This window comes from Kitasatospora sp. Xyl93 (genome assembly GCF_055383135.1).
Genome location: NZ_AP029185.1, coordinates 1446742 through 1466697, shown reverse-complemented (window position 1 = coordinate 1466697; position 19956 = coordinate 1446742). Strand labels below are relative to the sequence as shown.

The following is a 19956-nucleotide window of genomic DNA, read 5'->3' as shown; positions in this document are numbered from 1 at the left end:
CGGACGCGGACGAGCGGAGGCCCGCGGGCGGGCGGCCGGGCGACGTGTGCCCGGCCGCCCACCCGCGCCTCCGCGTCCCACCGGTCACCGAGCGGTGTGGATCTCCGCGATGTAGCCGCCCGGGAACCGCACCATCGCGCTGTCCCGGCCGTCCGCGCGGACCGGCCCCGACAGCACCGAGGCGCCGGCGGCCTTCGCCCGCTCCAGGGTGGTGGCGACGTCCGGCACGCCGTATCCGGTGAGCTCCCGGCCGAACGGGTGGGGCAGGTGGCCGTCGGTCACCGCGACCGTGGTGGTGCCGAATCCGGAGGTGAGGCGGATCAGCCGGTAGGTGGTGCCGGGCAGGCCGAGGGCGGCGCCGTCGGCCCTCCGGTCGTCGGAGACGATCCGGCCGCCGGTGAAGGAGAGGTAGCTGTGCAGGAAGGCGCCGACCGCGTCCGGTGAGAGGTAGAGCCGGTTCTCCGGCACGCTCGCCAGGGCCGGGTAGGACGGCGGCGTGGTGTGCACGTAGAGCTGGGCGCTGACCCCGCCGGGGAACTGGACGACGGCGTCGCGGCCGATCGGGTCGGCGAACGGCGCCACGGTGACGGTCGCGCCGTCGGCCCGGGCGGCGCGGACGGCCTGGTCGAGGTCGGTCACCAGCCAGCCGGTGCGTTCGGTGCCGAAGGGGTACGGGACGGGCGTGGTGAAGTCGAACACCGACAGCGTGCCGACCGGGGACACCACCAGCTCCGACAGGGTCCGGCTGGGGGTCGGGGTCACCTGGGTGGAGACCGGGCCGATCGTGGTGCCGCCGAAGGTGGACGTCCAGCTGGTCACGAAGGCCTGCTCGGTGCCGGGTTCGACGTAGACGTGGGTGGAGTCGTACTGCGGGCCGACGGCGAACTGCCGGTGGGCGCCCGGCGGTTGCGCGGCGGGGGCGTTCCCGGCCGCCGAGGCGGCGGGAGCGGCCGTCAGGGCGGCGAGCGCCGCCACCAGCGGGACCAGACGACGGGCTAAGCGGGGTTCCACGGGGACCTCCTGGTCGTGGCGCGCGCCCGGCGACCGCCGGGAGCGGTGCCGGGCGCGGGTCGGGGGTGGCCGGTACCGCCGTCGCCCGGGCCCGGGGGGCGGCGACGGCGGTACCGGCGCGGGTGCGGACGGCCGCGGTCGGGGGTGTGGCGGCCGTCCGGGCTACTTGGCGAGGAAGGCGAGCAGCGCGGCGTTGACCTCTTCGGCGTGGGTCCAGAGCAGACCGTGCGGAGCGCCCTCGATCTCGACGTAGTCGGCGGCGGGGAGCGCCTTGTGGAAGACGCGGGCGGTGTTGTCGATCGGCAGGGTGCGGTCGCCGGTGCCGTGCAGGATCAGGGCGGGCACGTCGATGCGGGCGACGTCGGCGCGGAAGTCGGTGTACCAGGTGGTCGGCGCGGCCGAGGCGGCGAAGGCGCCGCCGGACGCGGCGACGTTCCAGCTGTTGCGGACGGCCTCCTCGCTGATCCGGGTGCCGAGGTTCTCGTCCAGGTTGTAGAAGTCCTTGAAGAAGTCGGTGTAGAAGGCGAAGCGGTCGGCCTTCACCGCCGCGACGACGCCGTCGAAGAACTCCTTCGGGGCGGCGCCCTCCGGGTTGTCGTCGGTCTTCAGCAGGTAGGGCTCCAGCGAGGCCAGGAAGGCGACCTTGGCGATCCGCTCGGAGCCGTAGGTGGCGACGTACCGGGCGGTCTCGCCGGTGCCCATCGAGAAGCCGACCAGGACGGCGTCGCGCAGGTCGAGGGTCTCCAGCACGGTGTGGAGGTCGGCGGTGAAGGTGTCGTAGTCGTAGCCGGTGGTCGGCTGCGAGGACCGGCCGAAGCCGCGGCGGTCGTAGGTGACGACCCGGTAGCCGGCGTCCAGCAGGGCGGCGCTCTGGCGCTCCCAGGAGGCGCCGTTCAGCGGGAAGCCGTGGATGAGCACGACCGGCTGGCCGGTGCCGTGGTCCTCGTAGTAGAGGTCGATGGAGGCGGAGTTCTCCTGGCCAACGGTGATGTACGGCATGGGGTGTTCCTTTCCTTGCGGCAGCGTCTGGCTGCGACGTGGGCCACGCTAGGCCCGGCCGCCGCCGGCCGGTTGCCTCTGAGAGCACCCCGAATCGTCCGAGAGCGCTGCGGCCGGGCGCACCGGCGGCCCGGCCCCGGATCCGGCTCCGGGCCCCGGAGCCCGGTGCGCTGGCCGACCGCAGGCAGTGCGCCGTCGGAACAGGCCCCGGGCCCGCGCGTTCCTAGCCTGGGGGCGACAGCCGCCAGTGATCCGGAGGCCTCTGACGAGGCCCCAGTGAGGACCCCTCATGACGACCAGAGACACGCCCACCGTCGTGCTGGTGCACGGCGCCTTCGCCGATGCCTCCAGCTTCGCCGAGGTCATCCCCGAACTGCTGGCCGACGGGCTGGAGGTGGTGGCGCCGGCGGTGCCCAACCGCAGCCTGACCGGGGACGCCGCGTACCTCGCGTCGGTGGTCCGGCGGATCCCCGGGCCGGTGGTGCTGGTCGGCCACTCCTACGGCGGCGCGGTGATCACCGTGGCGGGCGCCGAGGAGAACGTCGAGGCGCTGGTGTACCTGGCGGGTTACGCACTGGAGGAGGGCGAGAGCCTGGGCGAGCTGCAGGGCCGCTTCCCGGACTCCGACCTCGCCTCCGCCCTGGTGTACGCCCCCTTCCCGCTGGAGGGCGGGGACGGCGAGGGCACCGACGTGTCGGTGGCGGTCGACCGACTTCCGGCGATCTTCGCGGCCGACGTCGACCCCGGGCTGGCCCGGGTCCTCGCCGTCTCCCAACGCCCGCTCGCCGCCGCCGCGTTCGGCGAGGCCGCGCCCACCGCCGCGTGGCGGACCAAGCCGTCCTGGGGGGTCGTCGCCACCGCCGACCGGACCCTCAACCCCGAGGTCCAGCGGTTCGGCTACCAGCGGGCCGGCATGACCACCGTCGAGGTGGACTCCTCGCACCTGGTGATGCTCTCCCACCCCGGACGCGTCGCCGACGTGATCCGCGAGGCCGTCCGGTCCACGGCCTACTGACCCGCCCTTCCCCGCAACCACCCAGCCCCAGGAGCACCATGACCAGCCAGCCTCGCCTCCACCAGCACGGTCCCGAGATCCAGGAGTTCGGCACCGTCACCCAGCTGCCGATCGCGCTCTCCCACGACGCCCGGCAGTACTCGTGCCAGCGGCTCAACCGGGTCCTCGCGGACACCCAGTTCCTGTACGCGCTGTACAAGAAGTACCACTGGGGCATGCGCGGGCCGACCGCCTACCAGCTGCACCTGCTCTTCGACAAGCACGCCCAGGAGCAACTGGAGCTGGTCGACGCGCTCGCCGAACGGGTGCAGAGCCTCGGCGGCGTCGCGGTGGGCGACCCCCGGCACGCCGCCCAGATCACCGGCGTGCCGCGCCCGCCGGACGGCGTCGAGGGGGCGCGGTCGATGCTCTCGCGGCTCCTCGACGCGCACGAGACCATCCTGGCCGACGTCCGCGACGCCGCCGCCCGTACGGCGAAGCTCGGCGACGACGGCACTCAGGACCTCCTGGTCTCGCAGATCATCCGCACCGGCGAGACCCAGGTCTGGTTCCTCGCCGAGCACCTGGTCGTCACCCCCGGTACCGGGGAGTGACCGCGGGCCGGGCCTGTTCGTCGGCAGGCCCGGCTCCGCACAGTGCCGGGCCCGTTTCGTCGGCGGGCCCGGCACTTCTCCGTCTCCGTCCCCAGCCCCCGGAGGTCCCGTGCCCGTGCCAGGACGCCAGCCGTTCCCCGACCAGGGCCCCACGGCGGGCGCGGACTGTGCCGTGCTCGCCGTCGCCGCCCAACTCCACATCGGCGAAGGGAAGTTCATCGACCTCCCGGTGCGCTTCGGCTACCACGGCACCGAGCCGTTCTCCGTGGTCATGGAGTTCCCCGGCTCCGATCCCGCGGTCGGCACCTGGGAGTTCTCCCGCGACCTGCTGTGGAAGGGCCTGCACCGGCCGGCCGGGACGGGCGACGTGCGGATCTCCCCGCCGTGCCGCTGCCACGGCCGCCGGCGGCTGCGGATCACGCTGCGGGGTGACGACGGCACCGCCTCGATCGACGTCCCGGTCGGGCCGGTGCAGGGCTGGCTGCGCGAGAGCTTCGCCCTCGTGCCGCGCGGCCGCGAGGCCGAACTGATCGACTGGGACGCCGAGTCGAGGCGACTGGTGGACGGTCGCTGAGACCGGATCCGGCGGGGGAGCGCGGATCGGCCCCCTGGAGGAGGGAGCACCCGCGGGTGCTCCCTCCTCCAGGGGGCCGAAGGCCTTCCAGGGGACGTCGCCTTCCGGAGGCCCAGACCCTCCAGAGGTCGGGACCGGCACGCCCACCGGGCTCGGGCCCCCTGGAAGGTGTCCCTTCCGAGGGGGCCCGAGCCCGGTGTGTTCCGGCCGCTCCGGCCGTGGTGCTCCGTTTCGGCCGTGGTGCGCCGCGTCAGCGGCGGTGCAGTGCGAGCCGGGTGGCCAGGCCGCCGCCGACACCGGCGACCACGGCCGCGGGCAGGCACCACAGCGGCCAGGCGGCGAGGCCGAGGGCCCCGTCGAGGGACCACTGGCCGGGGCCGGCGGCGGTCAGCGCCGCGCCGATGACGATCAGGACGAACGGGAACTCGTACCCGTCGTGCTGGACCCACAGTCCGTGGGGCCACTTGACCGTCAGGGCGACGGTCATCACGCCCATGACGCCCGCGCCGGCCAGCGGGGTGAGCAGGCCGGCGGCCAGCATCAGCCCGGCCCCGATCTGGGTGCCGCCGGCGGCCACCGCGGTGAGCCTGCCACCGCGGAAGCCGTCGCCCCGGAACTCGGCGCTGCCGCCCTCCAGCCCGCCGCCACCGAGGTGGAAGCTGACCTTCTGGACGCCGTGGCCCGCGATCAGCAGGCCGACGACCAGGCGCAGCAGGAGTAGACCCGTGTTCATGATGGGAGGCTCCGTCAGCCGGCGGCGTGCGGGTTGATCATCGACTGGGCGTAGAAGACGCCCAGGCCGTAGGCGCCGGCGTGCTCCTTGACCAGGTCCGTCACGGCGACGTAGGTCTCGCTGCGGGCCCAGTCGCGCTGGAGCTCCAGCAGGACCTGCACCCAGGTGACGGGCACGGCGCCGGCGGCGGTCATCCGCTGCAGGGCGTGCTCGTGGGCCAGCGGGCTGACGCCGCCGGAGGCGTCGGCGACGACGTAGACCTCGTAGCCCTGGTCCAGCGCGGACAGCGCCGGCAGGACGAGGCAGACCTCGGTCCACAGGCCGGACAGGATGATCTTCTTGCGGCCGGTGGCCTTGACGGCCTCGACCAGGGCCTCGTCCTCCCAGGCGTTCATGCTGGTGCGGTCGATGACCTCCTGGTCGGGGAAGACGGCCTTCAGCTGCGGCAGGATCGGGCCGGAGAAGGACTCGGCGGCGACGGTCGACAGGACCACCGGCACGTCGAAGATCTTCGCGGCCTTGGCCAGGCCGACGGTGGAGTTGATGATGGCGGTGCGGTCGCCGCTGCCGGTGCCGAAGAACATCTGCGGCTGGTGGTCAACGAACAGCATCATCGCGTTGTCCGGGGTCAGCAGGTCCGGGCTCGGCGCGGCGTGGACGTTGGCGAAGTCGACCATGGTGGGTTCTCTTTCCTTGGGGATGCAGGAAGTTGACACTGCGTCGGACGCCGGCCGGATCGGCTCGGCGTCACGTTGGCGACATTAGTCCGCGATGCTCCGGCGGTTCTGCTCGCTCTGTGCCCGGGACTGTTCCGACAACGCACCACCGGCCGGCCGCGGGCCCCCGCGCACCGAAGTGCACTGCCGGACAACCGGTCATGCGCTGCGAAGCCCCTTCGGCGCCACCCGCTGCCTAGGTTCGACGCACGGCCTCGCGCCGGAGCGCCCTCGCGGCCCCGCGCCGAACCAGCACTGAACGAAGGGACCCCCCTTGTCCACCATGCCCGTCGCCGGAATCCGCCCGGGGACCCCCGACCAGCCCGCCGACCTCGTCGTGCGCAACGCCAAGGTGTACACCAACGATCCGCGCCGCCCGCAGGCCACCGCCGTGGCCGTCCGGGACGGACTGATCCAGGCGGTCGGCGACGACGCCGACGTCGTCCCGCTGGTCGGCCCCGGCACCCGGGTGGTGGACGCGCTCGGCCGCCGGGCCGTCCCCGGCCTCAACGACGCGCACCTGCACGTCATCCGCGGCGGCCTCAACTACGTGCTGGAGCTGCGCTGGGACGGCGTCCGGACGCTGCGCGAGGCCCTGGCCATGCTCCGGCTGCAGGCCGAGCGCACCCCGCCCGGCCAGTGGGTGCGGGTGGTCGGCGGCTGGTCCGCCGACCAGTTCGCCGAGCGGCGCCTGCCCACCCTGGCCGAGCTCAACGCCGCCGCGCCCGACACCCCGGTGTTCGTGCTGCACCTCTACCAGTCGGCGCTGCTCAACAAGGCCGCGCTGCGCGCCGCGGGCTTCACCCGGGACACCCCCGACCCGGCCGGCGGCCAGATCGTCCGCGGACACGACGGCGAGCCGACCGGCCTGCTGATCGCCGCCCCCGGCGCCCTGCTGCTGTACTCCACCCTGGCCAAGGCACCGACCCTGGACGAGGCCGACCGGATCGGCTCCACCCGGCACTTCCTGCGCGAGCTGAACCGCTTCGGCCTCACCTCCGCGATCGACGCCGCCGGCGGCTTCCAGAGCTTCCCCGAGAACTACGGCACCGTGATGGAACTCGCCCGCCGCGGTGAGCTGAGCCTGCGCATCGCCTACCACCTGTTCCCGCAGACCGCCGGGCAGGAACTGGACGACCTCCGCCGGTGGGTCGACACCGTGCGCCCCGGCGAGGGCGACGCGTGGCTGCGCCTCAACGGCGCGGGGGAGAACCTCACCTGGGCCGCCGCCGACTTCGAGAACTTCACCGAACCCCGGCCACAACTGGGCGCCTACGAGACGGAGTTCGAGAAGGCCGTCCGGCTGCTCATGGAGAACGGCTGGGGATTCCGGCTGCACGCCACCTACGACGAGACCATCCGCCGCGACCTCGCCGTCTTCGAGAAGCTCGCCGCCGAGGGCCTCTTCCCGCAGGGCAACCGCTGGCTCTTCGACCACGCCGAGACCGTCAGCCCGGACAGCCTCGACCGGATCGCGGCGCTGGGCGGAGCCGTCTCCGTGCAGAACCGCCTCTCCTTCCAGGGCGAGGCCTTCGTCTCGCGCTACGGCGCCCCGGCCGCCGCCGAGGCCCCGCCGCTGCGTGCGATGCTGGACCGCGGCCTGACCGTCGCGGCGGGCACCGACGCCACCCGGGTCTCCTCCTACAACCCGTGGGTCGCCCTGCACTGGCTGGTCTCCGGACGGGCGGTCAGCGGCCGGCGCCTGGCGGCCGAGCACAACCGGCTCGGCCGCGAGCAGGCCCTGGAGCTCTACACCCTGGGCGGTGCCCGGCTCACCGGCGAGGAGGACGTCAAGGGGCGTCTGACGGTCGGCAGTTACGCGGACCTGGCGCTGCTCAGCGCCGACTACTTCACCGTCCCCGAGGCCGACATCCCGCACATCGAGGCCGTCCTGACCGTCGTCGGCGGCCGCATCGTCCACGCCGTCCAGGAGCACCAGGGGCTGGCCCCCGAGCTGCCCGAGGTGTCGCCGTCCTGGAGCCCGGTCACCCGCTTCGGCGGCTACCACGCCACCCCCGCCCCCGGCCCGGCCGCCGGTGTCCAGCAGGCCGAAGGCGTGCTGGAGGCCGTGGCGGCCTCCGGCGAACAGCTCGCCTGGCGTACCGCCCGCGGCCTCGCCCTGCCCGGGCAGCCCCAGGTGCCGCTGGACCCCTGCTTCTTCTGACGCGCCCGCCGGTTCCGTCACGGGGCACCGCCCGGACCGGGGGGTGCCCCACCCGCGTCCCCCTCCCCCTCCCGCACGAGGAGCCGTCGTGACCACCCCACCGCCGCCGCAGCCGTCCGGACCTCACATCCACGACCGCCACCCCCTGGCCCTGGCCCTGTTCGGCCTCACCCTGGTCAGCGGCCTCATCGACGCCGTCAGCTACCTCGGCCTCGGCCACGTCTTCACCGCGAACATGACCGGCAACGTCGTCGTCATCGCCTTCGCCCTGGCCGGCGCACCCGGCTTCTCCGTCGCCGGCTCGCTGACCTCGCTCGCCGCCTTCCTGCTCGGCGCGGGAGTGGCCGGCCGGATCGCGACCCGGCAGGGCTCGGTCCGACGCCCCGCGCGGCTGCGCGCGGCCTTCGTCCTGGAGGCGGTGCTGCACGCGGCGGCCGCCGCCGTCCTCTTCGTCCACAGCCCCGAGGGGGCCGCGCAGTACCCGGTGATCGCCCTGCTCGCGCTGGCCATGGGCATCCGCAACGCCACCGTCAGGGGCCTGGGCATACCGGACCTCACCACCACCGTGCTCACCCTCACCCTGACCGGCCTGGCCGCCGACTCCCGGCCGGCCGGCGGCAGCGCCCCCCGCCAGCGGCGCAAGGTCCTCTCCGTCGTCACCATGCTGGCCGGCGCCGCCCCGGGCGCCGTCCTCGTCCTGCACGGGCAGATCGCCTGGGCCCTGGTCGCCAGCGCCGTCCTGGCGGGCGCCTCCGTCCTGCTCTACCGGGAGTGACCGGCTCCACCGGCGCATGACCGGGGCCGGACGCACCGCCCCCGCCCGGCGGCCGGGGGCGTTCCAGCCGCCCGGCCCGCGACCTCGGAGCGGTTCCGGCGGGCGGTAGCCTTGGGTGCCCGGCGAGCGGCCCGGCCGGCCCGAGGGAGAGAAGCAGTGGCGGAGGACAGGCGGTTCCCGATCCTGGTCGGTCGGCAGCGGCAGACGGAGCTGCTGACCGCGGCGCTGGTCCAGGCCGTGGACGGCGCCAGCGGTTCCACCGTCCTGCTGCACGGTGACGCCGGGGTCGGCAAGAGCACCCTGGTGGCCTGGGTGGAGCGGGCGGCGCGCGAACGCGGGTTCACCGTCCTGCGCGCGGTCGGCACCGAGGCCGAGACGGACCTCGCGTTCGGCGCCCTCCACCAGGCCTTCTGGTCGCTGCTCCAGCGTTCCGACGCGCTGTCCGGGCACCAGCGGGAGGCCCTGGAGAGCGCCTTCGGCGTCCGCTCCGGGACCCCGAGCGGCTTCGCCGTCGGCGCCGCCGCCCTCGCCCTGCTGGAACAGGCGGTGCGGACCGCCCCGGTGCTGCTGGTCCTGGACGACCTGCACTGGCTCGACTCGTCCAGCGCGACCGTCTTCGCCTTCCTGCACCGGCGGTGCGCCGAGCTGCCGGTGGTGATCGTCGGGGCCACCCGCCCGGACGGGCCGGCCGTCCAGACCTGGTCGGCCGAGGCCGTCGACGTCCCGGCGCTGCCCCAGGAGGACGCGGCCGTCCTGCTGGGCACCTGCTACCCCGAACTCGCGGCGCCCGCCAGGGAACGCGTGCTGACCGAGGCGGCCGGGAACCCGCTGGCGCTGGTGGAGCTGCCGCGCCAGCTGGCGGCCGCCCAGCAGCGGGGCACCGCTCCACTGCCCGAGCGGCTGCCGCTGGGGCGCAAGCTGGAGCGGATGTTCACCGAACGGCTGGGGACGGTGACCCCGGAGGTCGGCCGGATCCTCCTGCTCGGCGCCTTGGCCGCCGGCCCGGACTCCGGCAGCGCCGAGTGGCTCCGCGCCCTCGCGGACGAGAACGCGCGGGAGATCCTGGAACGGATCGAGGCGCAGGGCCTGGCCCGGCTCGACCCGGCCGGACAGCTGGTGTTCCGGCACCCCCTGGTCCGCACCGCCGTCGTCTCCGCCGCCTCCGACACCGCGCGCCGGGAGGCGCACCGCGCGCTGTCCGACGCCCTGGCGCCGGACGACCCCCGCCGACTGGTCCACGAGGCCGCCGCCGCGCTGCTGCCCGACGACGACCTCGCGCGCCGCCTCCAGGAGGCCGGCCACGACCTCGCCCGCCGGGGCGGCGAGGCGGAGGGCGCGCTGCTGCTCGAACGCGCCGCCGCCCTCAGCCCCAGCCCCGGCGACCGCGTCCGCCGGCTCACCGCGGCCGCCGTGATGTCGGCCCGCGGCGGGCAGCTGCGCCAGACCGCGGCCCTGGTGGAGGAGCTGAGGACCGGCACCGTCCCGCCGGACGTCGCCCCGCTGTTCTCGTACGCGGTGGTCTACGCCGACCAGAGCCACCACGTCGACTTCGAGTCCTCCGCCGCGCTGCTGCCCGCGGCCCTGGACACCCTGACCGCGCCGGGCGCCGACACCTTCGGCGGGCTGGTCGAGCAGGTGTACTTCAAACTCCTCCTGGCCGCCACCTACACGGACGACCCCTGGGCGTGGCGCGCCCTGGAACGGCACCGGGAGAACGTCTCCGAGGCGGGCCGGCTGTGCCTGCGGGCCTGGACCGACCCGGCCCCGGGCGCGGCCGACGACCTGCTGGCGACGGCCGAGGACATGACCGAGGAGCAGGAGGTCGGCGCGGCCTGGCTCCTGCTGTGGACCGCCTCGGCGCTCGACTGCCCGGTGGGTGACCTCTGGCAGCGCTTCGCCGGCCTGCACGGCTACGCCATCGAGGGTTCGGTGGCCAAGGCCAAGGCCCACCAGGACTACCTGCTCGGCCACTGGGACCGCGCCGCCGTCTGCCTGCGGGAGGCCGAGATCGCGGACGAACTCGGCTACCACACCAACGCCCTGATGTTCCGCCAGTACTACGCCCACTTCCTGGCCGGCCGGGGGGACGAGGCCGGGCTGCGGGAGATCGAGCGGAGCGTCCGGCCGACCGCCACCCGCGCCCGGATGCGGTACGTCCTCGACCGCCTGGCCCATCTGCGCGGACTGGTCGCGCTCGCCCACCGGCGCTACGAGGAGGCGTACGCCCACTTCTGCGAGCTCACCCCGCCCGGGCGGCTGCCCGGCGGCCCGCCCTGGAACCACGCGCTGGTCCTCGACCTGGTCACGGCCGCCGTGCACACCGGCCGGCACGAGGAGGCCCGGGCCCACCTCGCGGCCGGCGCCGCCGCGCGCTCGGCCGAGATCTCCGGTCGGCACGCCTTCCTGTGGGCGGCCGCCACCGCCCTGGCCGCGGACGACGAGGAGGCCGACGCCGCCTACCGCGCGGCGTACGCCGTGCCGGGCGCCGAGCAGTGGGTGTTCGACCTCGCGCGGCTGCGGCTCGCCCACGGCGCGTGGCTGCGCCGCCGCCACCGGCCCGGGGCCAGGGAGGCGCTGCGCGCGGCCCACCACGTGTTCCGCCGGCTGCGGGCCACCCCCTGGGCGGCGCAGTGCGAGGAGGAGCTCCGGGCCGCGGGCGACTCGGTGGCCCTGCCCCAGGACGGGCCGCCGGCCACCGACCCGTCCGGGCTGACCGGGCAGGAGCTGCGGATCGCCCGGCTGGCCGCGACCGGTCTGACCAACAAGGAGATCGGCCGGCAGCTCCAGCTGTCGCCGCGCACCGTCGGGGCCCACCTCTACAAGATCTTCCCGAAGCTCGGCATCACCACGCGGGCCGCGCTCGCCCACGCCCTGGATGGCGTCTGACCTGCGGAAACACCCGGCCGACCGGTCCGCCCCGGTCGCCCCGCCGAGCCCCGTGACGTACCGCCCCGGCACGACAGTCAGATGACCTACCGGCCCGCCGCGCGGGCGGTCCAGGCTGGAGTGCGCAGGACTCCGGCGGAAGGACGGTCAGATGGGCGTGCGGGTGACGACGGCGTCGGTCGCGGACGGCGACAGGGCGGCCTTCTGGAGCGGAGCGGTGTCGCGGTCGCTGGTACCGCTGGAGGTGCGCCCGCGCACCGGGCGGCCCTTCGACGGACTCCTGGAGTCGCACCGCCTCGGGTACGTGCGGATCTCCACCCTGGAGGCGGACGCGGCCCGGCTCTCCCGCACCGCGGCGCTGATCGCGCGCGCCCCGCGCAGCGAGCCGCAGGTCGGGGTCGGCCTGCAGGTGGCCGGCCGGGCCGTCCTGGAGCAGGACGGGCGCCGCGCGGAGGTGCCGCCGGGCGGGCTGGTGCTGTACGACACGGCGCGCCCGTACGCGGTCGACTACCCCGAGCGGTTCCGCACCCACCTGTTCCACGTGCCGCGCCGGATGCTCGGGGTGCCGGAGCGCGACCTGCGGCACGCCTCGGCGACGGCCGTCGGGCCCACCGAGGGGTGCGGACCGGTGCTGCTGCCCTTCCTGGGCGTCCTCGCCGCCTCCGCGCACTCCTTCCCCGCGCCGGTCGGGGACCGGCTGGCCGGCAGCGTCGCCGACCTGTTCGGCACGCTCATCGCCCAGCTGGCACCCGCCCGGGAGACGGACGAGCCGGGCGCCCAGAACGCGCACCTGGTCCAGCGGGTGCGCGAGTACGTCGACCGCCACCTGGGCGAACCGGACCTGTCGCCCGAGCGGATCGCCCAGGCCCACCACATCTCGGTGCGCTACCTCCACCGGCTGTTCGAGGGCGAGGGCGTGACGGTGAGCCGCCTCGTCCAGCAGCTCCGGCTGGAGGCCTGCGCCCGCGAACTCGCCCGCCGGGGCCGCACCGCGCCCACGGTCTCGGCCGTCGCCCAGCGGTGGGGCTTCGTCAACCCTGCGCACTTCAGCCGGACCTTCCGCGCCGCGTACGGCGTCTCGCCGCGCGAGTGGCGTTCACTCCCGCACGGTGAACCCGGCTGAGGAGGAGCCGACGGCCCGCCCGCCACAGGGAACGATCAGGCCTCCCCGCAGGCCACCACGGCCGGGGCACTCAAGGAACCACCGTGCCCGCCGACCGAAGCCAGGAGCAAGAGTTGTCCGACCCCACCCCCCAGCCCGACCGGCGCCCGGTGCTCGACCGGGCGCTCCAGGACTTCCTGGACGCCGGAGCCGGCCGGTCCGCGACGGAACTGCCGGACCTCTCCTTCCTCGCCCCGGACGACCCTCCGGACGGCGCCGACGGGCCTGGTGACCCGGACGGGCACCAGGACCAGGACGACCCGTACGGCACCACGACCGAGTGGCTCGCCCTGCCCTGCGGCCCGACCGGACGGGTGCACGTCCAGGTCACCAGGCCGGTCGGCGCCGGCGGGCCCAGCCCCGTCGTGCTGTTCCTGCCCGGCCTCGGCTGGTCGCTCGGCGACGCCGCCTGCTACGCCCGGCTGATCCGGGAGTTCGCCCTGGGCACCGACGCCGCCGTGGTCTACGTGGACTACGCCCGGGCGCCCGCCGCCCGCTACCCGGTGGCCGTCGAGCAGTGCCACGCCGTGGCCCGCTGGATCCACGCGCACGGCCACGAGATCGGACTGGACGGCGAGCGGATCGCCGCCGTCGGCGACTCCGCCGGGGCCAACCTGGTGGCGGCGCTGACCCTGCTGGCCCGGGAGCGCGGCGACGCGCCGCTGGTCCACCAGGTGCTGCTCTGCCCGGTCACCGACGCCGACTTCGACACGCCGTCCTACCACCGGTTCGCGGCCGGCTACTTCCTGCACCGCGACCACATGCGCCGGTTCTGGGACGACTACCTGCCGGAGGCGGACCGCCGGACCGAGGCCACCGCCGCGCCGCTGCGCGCTTCCCTGGACCAACTCGCCGGGCTGCCGCCGGCCCTGGTGGTCACCGCCGAAGCCGACGTGCTGCGGGACGAGGGCGAGGCGTACGCGGCCAGGCTCCGCGCGGCCGGGGTCCCGGTGGTGGCGATGCGCTACCAGGGCGCCGTCCACGGCTTCCTCCTGCTCGCCGCGGACTGCCCCACCAGTACCGCCCGGGCCGCGCTGATCCAGGCCGTCGACACCGTGCACGTCGCCCTGCACGGACGCTCCTGGTGACCCTCTCGCACCGTCCCGACGCGGGCCCGTGCCCACCCGACACCGCGACACCGGACCGGCCGGTCCGGCCGACAGCCGTACGAGGAGTACCGATGCCCGTCGTCTTCGACTCCGCCCTGGTACCGCCCGCCGACCGCGCCGAGTACTGGCACCGGGCCGTCTCCCGCACCTTCGTCCCGCTGGACGTGACGCTGCTGGAGAGCGTGCCCGCGCCCGCGACGATCACCAGCCACGGCCTGGGCGCCACTCGGGTCTCCCTGGTGCAGGCCGGCCCCCAGCGGGTCGAGCGCACCGCGGGGCTGATCGCCCGCGGGGGAGAGGACCACCTCACCCTGGGGCTCCAGCACTGCGGTACCGCCCGGCTGCTCCAGGACGGCCACCGGGTGGAGCTGCGCCCGGGCACCTTCGCGATCTCCGACGCCGGGCGGCCGTTCGTCAAGGAGCTGCCGGAGCCCTTCGTCCTCACGGCCTTCCACTGGCCGCGGTCGGCCGGGGGTGTCTCCGAGGAGGACCTGCGGGTGCTGACCGCGACGGCCTTCGACGCCGGCGGGGGCACCGCCCGGCTGGTCGCCGCCTACCTGGAGTGCCTCTCCCGGTCCGCCGACACGATGGAGCCGCAGCTGGCCTCCTGGCTCGCCGCCACGGCGCTCGACCTGCTCGCGGTGCTCGCCCACGAGCGCCGCGGCCGGTCCGTCCCGGAGGCGCCCGAGGTCGCGCTCGCCACCCTGGCCCGGGTGAAGGACCACATCCTGCGGCACCTGGGGGACCCGGACCTCTCGCCCGAGCGGATCGCGGCGGCCCACCACGTGTCGGTGCGCTACCTGCACAAGCTGTTCCGCTTCGAGGGGGTGACGGTGGCCCGCTGGATCCAGCGCCAGCGGCTGGACATGGCCCGCCGGGACCTGGCCCGCCGGACCTCGGGCCAGGTGAGCGTGGCGGCGATCGCCGGACGCTGGGGCTTCGTGAGCGCCAGTCACTTCAGCCGGGCGTTCCGCGCCGCCTACGGGGTGTCCCCGCGCGGGTGGCAGGCCGGCGCGGGCCAGGGGCCGACGCCGGGAGCCGTGGGGGTGCCGGGCCTGTCGGCCGGGTACGGCGTCGCGGTGTGAACCGGGTGACGGGCTGCCGCGGACCCGGTTCAGGCGGTGGGGTCCGCGGCAGCCGCCTTGAGCGCCCAGAGCGGCACCCAGGCCTCGGTGGTCGACGCCGTTTCGGCTTTGTCGGGCCTGCCGTGCGCGGTTACGGTCAGCGCGGGCAGGGCCACGGCCAGGGCGGCCGCCATGTACAAGGCAAATTTGTCCACGAAATACTTTCCTGATGATCGTTTGGGCGGGTGATCACAGGAATAATGGCATGAGCGTTGACTTCAGGCCAGTCTGGCGATTTATGTTCGACTATTGATCAAGCTCTTTGCGAAGGTTGCGCATCTCTTTCGATTCTGACAGGTTGGCCGACTCCGAGAGCTCGACAGCGCGCTGAAGTGTCGTCCGGGCCGCCTCCAGGTGTCCGGCCCTGAGCTGCGCTTCGGCCAGCGCCTCGCAGGCGTGGGCCTCCTCCTCCGTCGCCTCGATCTGCCGGGAGAGTTCTACGGCCTGCTGGAGGTGGCCGAGCGCGTCGGACGACCGGCCGAGGGCGTGCTCGGCCCGGCCCAGTCCGCGCAGCGCACCGGCGGCCTCGCGCTGGGCGCCGATCGACCGGGCCAGTTCGAGGGCGCGCGCGTACTGGTCCAGGGCGTCCTCGTAGCGCCCGGTCTCCAGGTGCACGTTTCCCAGCCCGTTGCCGGCACTGGTCTCCAGCTGCCGGTTTCCGGTCTGGCGGAAGGTGCGGAACGCGGACCGGATGAGCTCCGTGGCGCGGTCGGCGTCGGCGGGGAGCGGCAAGGACTCCGCGAGGTTCATGCGGACGATCGCCAGATCATTCGGTGAGAGGATGTTTTCCCCGATGGTCAGGATCTGCTCGAACGCGTCGCGCGCGGCATTCGGATTCCTGGTGCTGAGGTGTATGCCGCCGATATTTCCGAGAATCAGGAGCCGGAGGCGCGCATCACCCATGGATTCGGCCAGGGGTAAGGCTTCGGTGAACGATTCCAGTGCTGCCTGATGGTCGCCGACATAGACGAGAACCGCGCCGAGATTGTTCAGGCAGCGGATTCTGTTCCCTTCGTCCCCCGCCTGCCGGTGTATCTCCACGACCTCGCGCTGGATCGACAGCGCGGCCGTCAGGTCGCTCTGGTTCCAACGGATCTTCGCGAGCCGCTCCAGCGCCTCCGCCGTGCACCCGGCGTCGCCCGCTGTCCGGGCGATGGCGAGGGCGCCCTCCGCGGCCGGCTCGGCGAGGGTGTACCGGGCGGTGCGGATCCGGACCGAGGCCAGCGCCAGGAGGGCGTGGCTCTCGGCCAGGTCCTCGCCTCGGGCGTGGAAGTGGTCGGCCGCGGCCCGGTGCATCCCGTCGGCCTCGCGCCACAGTCCCTCGGACTCCAGGTGGTCGGTGAGGGCGTGGGCGAGCCATGCGGCCTCCTCGGCCAGGCCGTTGGTCCGGGCGTGGGCCTCCACGGCGACCAGCCCGGGGAGTTCCGCGCCCAGCCACCCCCTGATCGCCCGGTCGTCGGGCCAGTCGAGTCCGCCCAGCAGGGCGTCCACGGGGGCGTGTCGCGGCAGTTCGGGAACGGCCAGTCGGAAGCGTCGGGGATTGAGGCTGCGGTCGGCTCGATCGGCCGCCCGCAAGGCGAAGTCGACGAGTCTTCGGACCGCCTGCCGCCGTTCCTCGGCCGTGACGAGATCGACGGCGAACTCGCGCAGGAGGTCGTGCAGGCCGTACCGTTCCGGCGAGTTCTCCTGGAGCATGTGCAGGTCGTGCAGGCTCTCCAGGATCCGATCGGTCTCCCGCAGCGGCCGGCCGACCAGGGCCGCGGCGGTGTCGGGGCCGAAGTCGGGAGCGGGGTGCAGACCGAGCAGGCGGAACGCCTCCTGCTGCGGGCGCGGAAGCGACCGGTAGGAGACGTCGAAGGCCAGGGCCACACTCTCCAGCCCGTGGCGGAGTTCGTCCAGCCGGCCGCTCCTGCGGGACAGCCGCCGGAGGAAGTGCTCCAGGGACCAGGTGGGGTGGGCCTTCAACCGGCTCGCCGCCAGGTCGATGGCGAGCGGGAGCCGACCGCACAGCTCGACGAGGGCCTCGGCTCCTGCGGCGTCGTCGGCCCGTTCCTTGCCGACCAGCATGGTGAAGAGCTCCACCGCGTCCTCGGGCGTCATGACGTCCAGGAAGATCGGGCTGCACGGGAGTTCGACCAGTCGGTGCCGACTGGTGACGAGCACGAAGGAGGCCGGGTCGGCCGGGAGCAGGGGACGGATCTGCTCGGGCCCCCGGGCGTCGTCCAGCACGACCACGGCCCGGCGTTCGGCGAGCAGGCCGCGGCACCGGGCCGACAGCTCCTCCCGGTCGGTCGGGATCGAGGTGGCCGGGATCCCGAACTGCCTGAGCAGCAGCGTCGCCACCGTCCCGGTCTCCAGGGGCTGTTGGGCGCCGCCGTTCGCGCGGAGGTCGACGTAGTACTGGCCGTCCGGGTAGCGGTCCTGGAGGAGGTGCGCCGCGGTGACGACGAGGCGGGTCTTCCCGGTGCCGGCCATGCCGGAGACCGCTCCGATGTAGCCGCCCGTGGACGCTGAGAGGAGGCGCCGGAGTTCCGCGTCGCGGCCCACCAGCCGGTGCAGCACGGGGAGGTAGTTGCTGCGCGCGGGGCCGCGGTCGGCCGTGGCGGGCGGGGGAGGGGGCGGCGCGGCGGCGGTCGGGGCGGCGGGGGCGGCGGCACCCGCCGGACGGGTCAGGATCCCGCCGATCGGGGCACGGCGGAGGACGCGCTGCTGAAGGAGTCTGAGCTGGTCCCCGGGTTCGGTGCCGAGGTACTCGCGCAGTAACCGCCGGGTCCGCCGGAGCACCTCCAGCGCGTCGGCGAAGCGGTCGCAGCCGTACAGCGCGGTGACCAGGTGGCCCGCCACCCGCTCGTCGGTCGGGCGCTGTTCCGCCAGCGCGGACAGTTCGGGCACCAGATCGGCGAAGTGCCCGAGTCTGAGCTCGACTTCGAAGCGGATGAGTGTGGTGGCGAGCCACTGGTCGCGCATGGTGCTCCTGGCGGCCTGCGCCCACTGGCCGGGGAGGCCGGCGAGGGGCTCGCCCCGCCAGGTGTCGTCCGCCTGCCGGAGGACTTCGAGTGCCTGGCGGTCGTGGCCCGCGTCGGCGAGCGACCGCGCGCGTCGGCCGAGTCGGACGTACCGTGCCCAGTCGACCCGCTGCGGATCGGTGGCCAGGGTGTAGGCGTGCGCGCTGCGGTTGATCACCGCGGGCGGCGCGTCGCCGTCCGCGTGCTGGGCCAGCCGGAGCGCGGTGCGCAGCCGGGAGATGTACGAGTGCGCGGCTGCCCGGGCCTTGGCGGGAGGCTCGGTTCCCCAGAGCCGGGAGATCAGGGTGTCGACCGGTACGGGCCGGCCGACGTCGAGTGCGAGTGCCGCCGCCAGGCAGCGCAGTTTGTTGGTCCGGAGGGTCACCGGCCTTCCACCGACGGAGAGTTCGACTGTCCCCAGAACATGGAACTCCACGGTGTACCCCCGCCGGTCTGTCCCGTCCGTCGCCTTGGAGAGCATGGCACGTGCGCGGCCCGTCGGCCATAGCACGTCCGAGCCTCCGGCCGGTTCACCTTTGGCATGTTCTTTATCCTTCCGCCCGCCCTGTGCTAGCCCCTCGATGAGATCTCGTCACCTGCTTGACGGGTGACGGAATGGGTTGCCATCATTGCGTCACCGGCCGAACAGGTGATGGCGCAGAGGATTTGTGCGCATCGCAGGGAGCGGCCGGACACCGATCCGATCCAGATGGGGAGCACCAGTCATGGCAGTCAGCTACACCGCCGTCGTCGACGTCGACGGGGAGGGCCGCAACGGCGGCCGGGTCCGTTCCTCCGACGGTCTGCTGGAGACCGGTCTCGCCGTTCCGAAGGAGTTCGGTGGCGCCGGCACCGCGACCAATCCGGAGCAGCTGCTCGCGGCCGGGTGGGCCGCCTGCTTCCTCGGGGCGCTCCGCCGGGCGGCCGGCGACCGCGGGGTCCGGCTGACCAGCACCTCCATCACGGCGGAGATCACGCTGACCCACGGCGACGACGGTGAGTTCTCGCTCTCCGCGGTCCTGAGCCCCGTGCTCGGCGGCGTGGACCAGGCCACCGCCGAGGAGCTGGCCCGCGCCGCGCACCGGATCTGCCCGTACTCCAAGGCCACGCGCGACAACATCCCGGTCGTCATCCACGCCGGCGTCGCCGCCTGATCCACCCCTCCCAGGCGGCGGGTCCCGTGCCTGCCCCCCGTCCGGCACGGGACCCGCCCACCCCCCCCGATTCGAGAGCGAGGCAGGACATGGCAACCTCGGCGCACACGTGTCCGCGGGCGGCCGGGTGTCGCCGTCACACCCCTGACCGGTGTTCCACCGGCGCGGAGCAGCGGCCCTGGCCGGACGGCGCGCAGCTGTGGGGCTGGGCGGAGGCCGTCCTGCGGCTGGGGTACGGTCCGGCGGCCTCGTTCTTCGCCTGAGGGCGGGACCGGTCAGCCGTCGCTGTCCCGGCCCGGCCGCACCAGGGTGTCCAGGACGGAGAGTGGTGCTGCGTCCGGCGCCGGACGCGCCCCTTGGCGGCGAGCTATCGCGCGGCCGAGGCGGGCGGAGTCCTCCTGCGCGCGCGGTAGGCGGCGGCCTTGATCCTGTTGCCGCAGGACTCCATGCCGCACCACTGGCGGCGCAGGCCCCGGGAGCGGTCGATGTAGACCCGGGTGCACTCCGGGTTGCCGCACTCCTTCATCAGCGGGACGTCCGGGCCGCCGAGGAGTTCGACCGCCTGGCGCGCGACGGTCGCCAATGCCTGCCCGGGGGTCGCCGCGTTGCGCCGCCCCGTCGTGGTGAGCTGCGGCGTCACGGGCGGCTTGCGCGCGGCCGCGTTCAGCACGGCGAGGGCCTCCCGGTCGAAGGCCTCGCCGAGCCGGCGGTCGGTGACGAGCCGGTAGACGGCCTCGCGGACGGTCTTCGCCTCGCGGAGGCCGTGCTCGTCGCCGGGCGTGATCGTGTCCACGAGCCCGCAGTCCAGGTACCAGGCGTTCAGGCGTTCCGGCGTCACCAACATCTCGAACCGCACGGTGCGCCGTGCGCGGAGCGTGGCCGCGAAGTCCAGGGCCGGGTGCCCGCAGACGAAGACATGGTCGAGGTTCACATCAC

General features: G+C 74.4%; 17 protein-coding genes. 10 read left to right on the top strand and 7 right to left on the bottom strand.

Translation table 11 applies throughout. The annotated features are described in order from the left end of the window. Positions 1-84 precede the first annotated feature (84 nt). The gene (locus ACZ5GH_RS06280; protein ID WP_464333673.1) at positions 85-1011 is read right to left on the bottom strand and encodes a VOC family protein; all 927 of its coding nucleotides are present in this window, start codon (positions 1009-1011) and stop codon (positions 85-87) included. A 162-nt stretch (positions 1012-1173) separates the two neighbouring features. Further along, on the bottom strand, positions 1174-2010 hold the full coding sequence (locus ACZ5GH_RS06275; protein ID WP_387751133.1) for an alpha/beta fold hydrolase: 837 nt from the start codon (positions 2008-2010) through the stop codon (positions 1174-1176). 289 nt (positions 2011-2299) lie between these two features. Between ACZ5GH_RS06275 and ACZ5GH_RS06270 the strand changes: the two genes are divergently transcribed. The 3 genes from ACZ5GH_RS06270 to ACZ5GH_RS06260 all read left to right on the top strand — a co-directional run bounded on the left by ACZ5GH_RS06270 (position 2300) and on the right by ACZ5GH_RS06260 (position 4192). Beyond that, positions 2300-3025 (top strand): alpha/beta fold hydrolase, encoded by a 726-nt coding sequence (locus ACZ5GH_RS06270; protein ID WP_387751136.1) that lies wholly within the window; start codon positions 2300-2302, stop codon positions 3023-3025. A 38-nt stretch (positions 3026-3063) separates the two neighbouring features. Beyond that, on the top strand, positions 3064-3618 hold the full coding sequence (locus ACZ5GH_RS06265; protein ID WP_387751139.1) for a Dps family protein: 555 nt from the start codon (positions 3064-3066) through the stop codon (positions 3616-3618). Between the two features lie 109 nt (positions 3619-3727). Beyond that, complete coding sequence (locus tag ACZ5GH_RS06260; RefSeq protein WP_387751142.1) at positions 3728-4192, top strand: SsgA family sporulation/cell division regulator; 465 nt, start codon at positions 3728-3730, stop codon at positions 4190-4192. A gap of 250 nt (positions 4193-4442) precedes the next feature. On the opposite strand, the gene ACZ5GH_RS06255 is transcribed toward ACZ5GH_RS06260, so the two are convergent. Next, positions 4443-4925, bottom strand: a complete 483-nt coding sequence (locus ACZ5GH_RS06255) for a DoxX family protein (protein ID WP_464333672.1) — start codon at positions 4923-4925, stop codon at positions 4443-4445. A gap of 14 nt (positions 4926-4939) precedes the next feature. Beyond that, entirely contained in the window at positions 4940-5602 is a 663-nt protein-coding gene (locus tag ACZ5GH_RS06250; protein WP_387751146.1) for a hydrolase, read from the bottom strand. 322 nt (positions 5603-5924) lie between these two features. Between ACZ5GH_RS06250 and ACZ5GH_RS06245 the strand changes: the two genes are divergently transcribed. The 6 genes from ACZ5GH_RS06245 to ACZ5GH_RS06220 all read left to right on the top strand — a co-directional run bounded on the left by ACZ5GH_RS06245 (position 5925) and on the right by ACZ5GH_RS06220 (position 14822). Continuing rightward, complete coding sequence (locus ACZ5GH_RS06245; RefSeq protein WP_387751922.1) at positions 5925-7805, top strand: amidohydrolase; 1881 nt, start codon at positions 5925-5927, stop codon at positions 7803-7805. Between the two features lie 88 nt (positions 7806-7893). Next, positions 7894-8580 (top strand): YoaK family protein, encoded by a 687-nt coding sequence (locus ACZ5GH_RS06240; protein ID WP_387751148.1) that lies wholly within the window; start codon positions 7894-7896, stop codon positions 8578-8580. Positions 8581-8736: 156 nt separating this feature from the next. Continuing rightward, on the top strand, positions 8737-11466 hold the full coding sequence (locus ACZ5GH_RS06235; RefSeq protein WP_464333671.1) for a helix-turn-helix transcriptional regulator: 2730 nt from the start codon (positions 8737-8739) through the stop codon (positions 11464-11466). Positions 11467-11617: 151 nt separating this feature from the next. Continuing rightward, positions 11618-12589 (top strand): AraC-like ligand-binding domain-containing protein, encoded by a 972-nt coding sequence (locus tag ACZ5GH_RS06230; protein WP_464333670.1) that lies wholly within the window; start codon positions 11618-11620, stop codon positions 12587-12589. Positions 12590-12702: 113 nt separating this feature from the next. Continuing rightward, positions 12703-13716 (top strand): alpha/beta hydrolase, encoded by a 1014-nt coding sequence (locus ACZ5GH_RS06225; RefSeq protein WP_387751157.1) that lies wholly within the window; start codon positions 12703-12705, stop codon positions 13714-13716. A gap of 92 nt (positions 13717-13808) precedes the next feature. Then, the gene (locus ACZ5GH_RS06220; protein WP_387751159.1) at positions 13809-14822 is read left to right on the top strand and encodes a helix-turn-helix domain-containing protein; all 1014 of its coding nucleotides are present in this window, start codon (positions 13809-13811) and stop codon (positions 14820-14822) included. Positions 14823-14851: 29 nt separating this feature from the next. Here ACZ5GH_RS06220 and ACZ5GH_RS06215 read toward each other — a convergent pair whose 3' ends face one another. Further along, a complete protein-coding gene (locus tag ACZ5GH_RS06215; protein ID WP_387751162.1) occupies positions 14852-15016 on the bottom strand; it encodes a hypothetical protein in 165 nt (54 codons plus the stop codon). 91 nt (positions 15017-15107) lie between these two features. Continuing rightward, on the bottom strand, positions 15108-18251 hold the full coding sequence (locus ACZ5GH_RS06210; protein ID WP_464333669.1) for an AfsR/SARP family transcriptional regulator: 3144 nt from the start codon (positions 18249-18251) through the stop codon (positions 15108-15110). Between the two features lie 340 nt (positions 18252-18591). Between ACZ5GH_RS06210 and ACZ5GH_RS06205 the strand changes: the two genes are divergently transcribed. Continuing rightward, on the top strand, positions 18592-19020 hold the full coding sequence (locus ACZ5GH_RS06205; protein WP_387751168.1) for an Ohr family peroxiredoxin: 429 nt from the start codon (positions 18592-18594) through the stop codon (positions 19018-19020). A 367-nt stretch (positions 19021-19387) separates the two neighbouring features. On the opposite strand, the gene ACZ5GH_RS06200 is transcribed toward ACZ5GH_RS06205, so the two are convergent. Next, positions 19388-19951 (bottom strand): CGNR zinc finger domain-containing protein, encoded by a 564-nt coding sequence (locus tag ACZ5GH_RS06200; protein WP_464333668.1) that lies wholly within the window; start codon positions 19949-19951, stop codon positions 19388-19390. Positions 19952-19956: the final 5 nt, after the last annotated feature.

Coding starts and splice junctions, on each gene's coding strand:
- ACZ5GH_RS06275 (WP_387751133.1), bottom strand. CDS start 2,010: ATGCCGTACATCACCGTTGGCCAGGAGAACTCCGCCTCCATCGACCTC.
- ACZ5GH_RS06270 (WP_387751136.1), top strand. CDS start 2,300: ATGACGACCAGAGACACGCCCACCGTCGTGCTGGTGCACGGCGCCTTC.
- ACZ5GH_RS06265 (WP_387751139.1), top strand. CDS start 3,064: ATGACCAGCCAGCCTCGCCTCCACCAGCACGGTCCCGAGATCCAGGAG.
- ACZ5GH_RS06255 (WP_464333672.1), bottom strand. CDS start 4,925: ATGAACACGGGTCTACTCCTGCTGCGCCTGGTCGTCGGCCTGCTGATC.
- ACZ5GH_RS06250 (WP_387751146.1), bottom strand. CDS start 5,602: ATGGTCGACTTCGCCAACGTCCACGCCGCGCCGAGCCCGGACCTGCTG.
- ACZ5GH_RS06245 (WP_387751922.1), top strand. CDS start 5,925: ATGCCCGTCGCCGGAATCCGCCCGGGGACCCCCGACCAGCCCGCCGAC.
- ACZ5GH_RS06230 (WP_464333670.1), top strand. CDS start 11,618: ATGGGCGTGCGGGTGACGACGGCGTCGGTCGCGGACGGCGACAGGGCG.
- ACZ5GH_RS06220 (WP_387751159.1), top strand. CDS start 13,809: ATGCCCGTCGTCTTCGACTCCGCCCTGGTACCGCCCGCCGACCGCGCC.
- ACZ5GH_RS06205 (WP_387751168.1), top strand. CDS start 18,592: ATGGCAGTCAGCTACACCGCCGTCGTCGACGTCGACGGGGAGGGCCGC.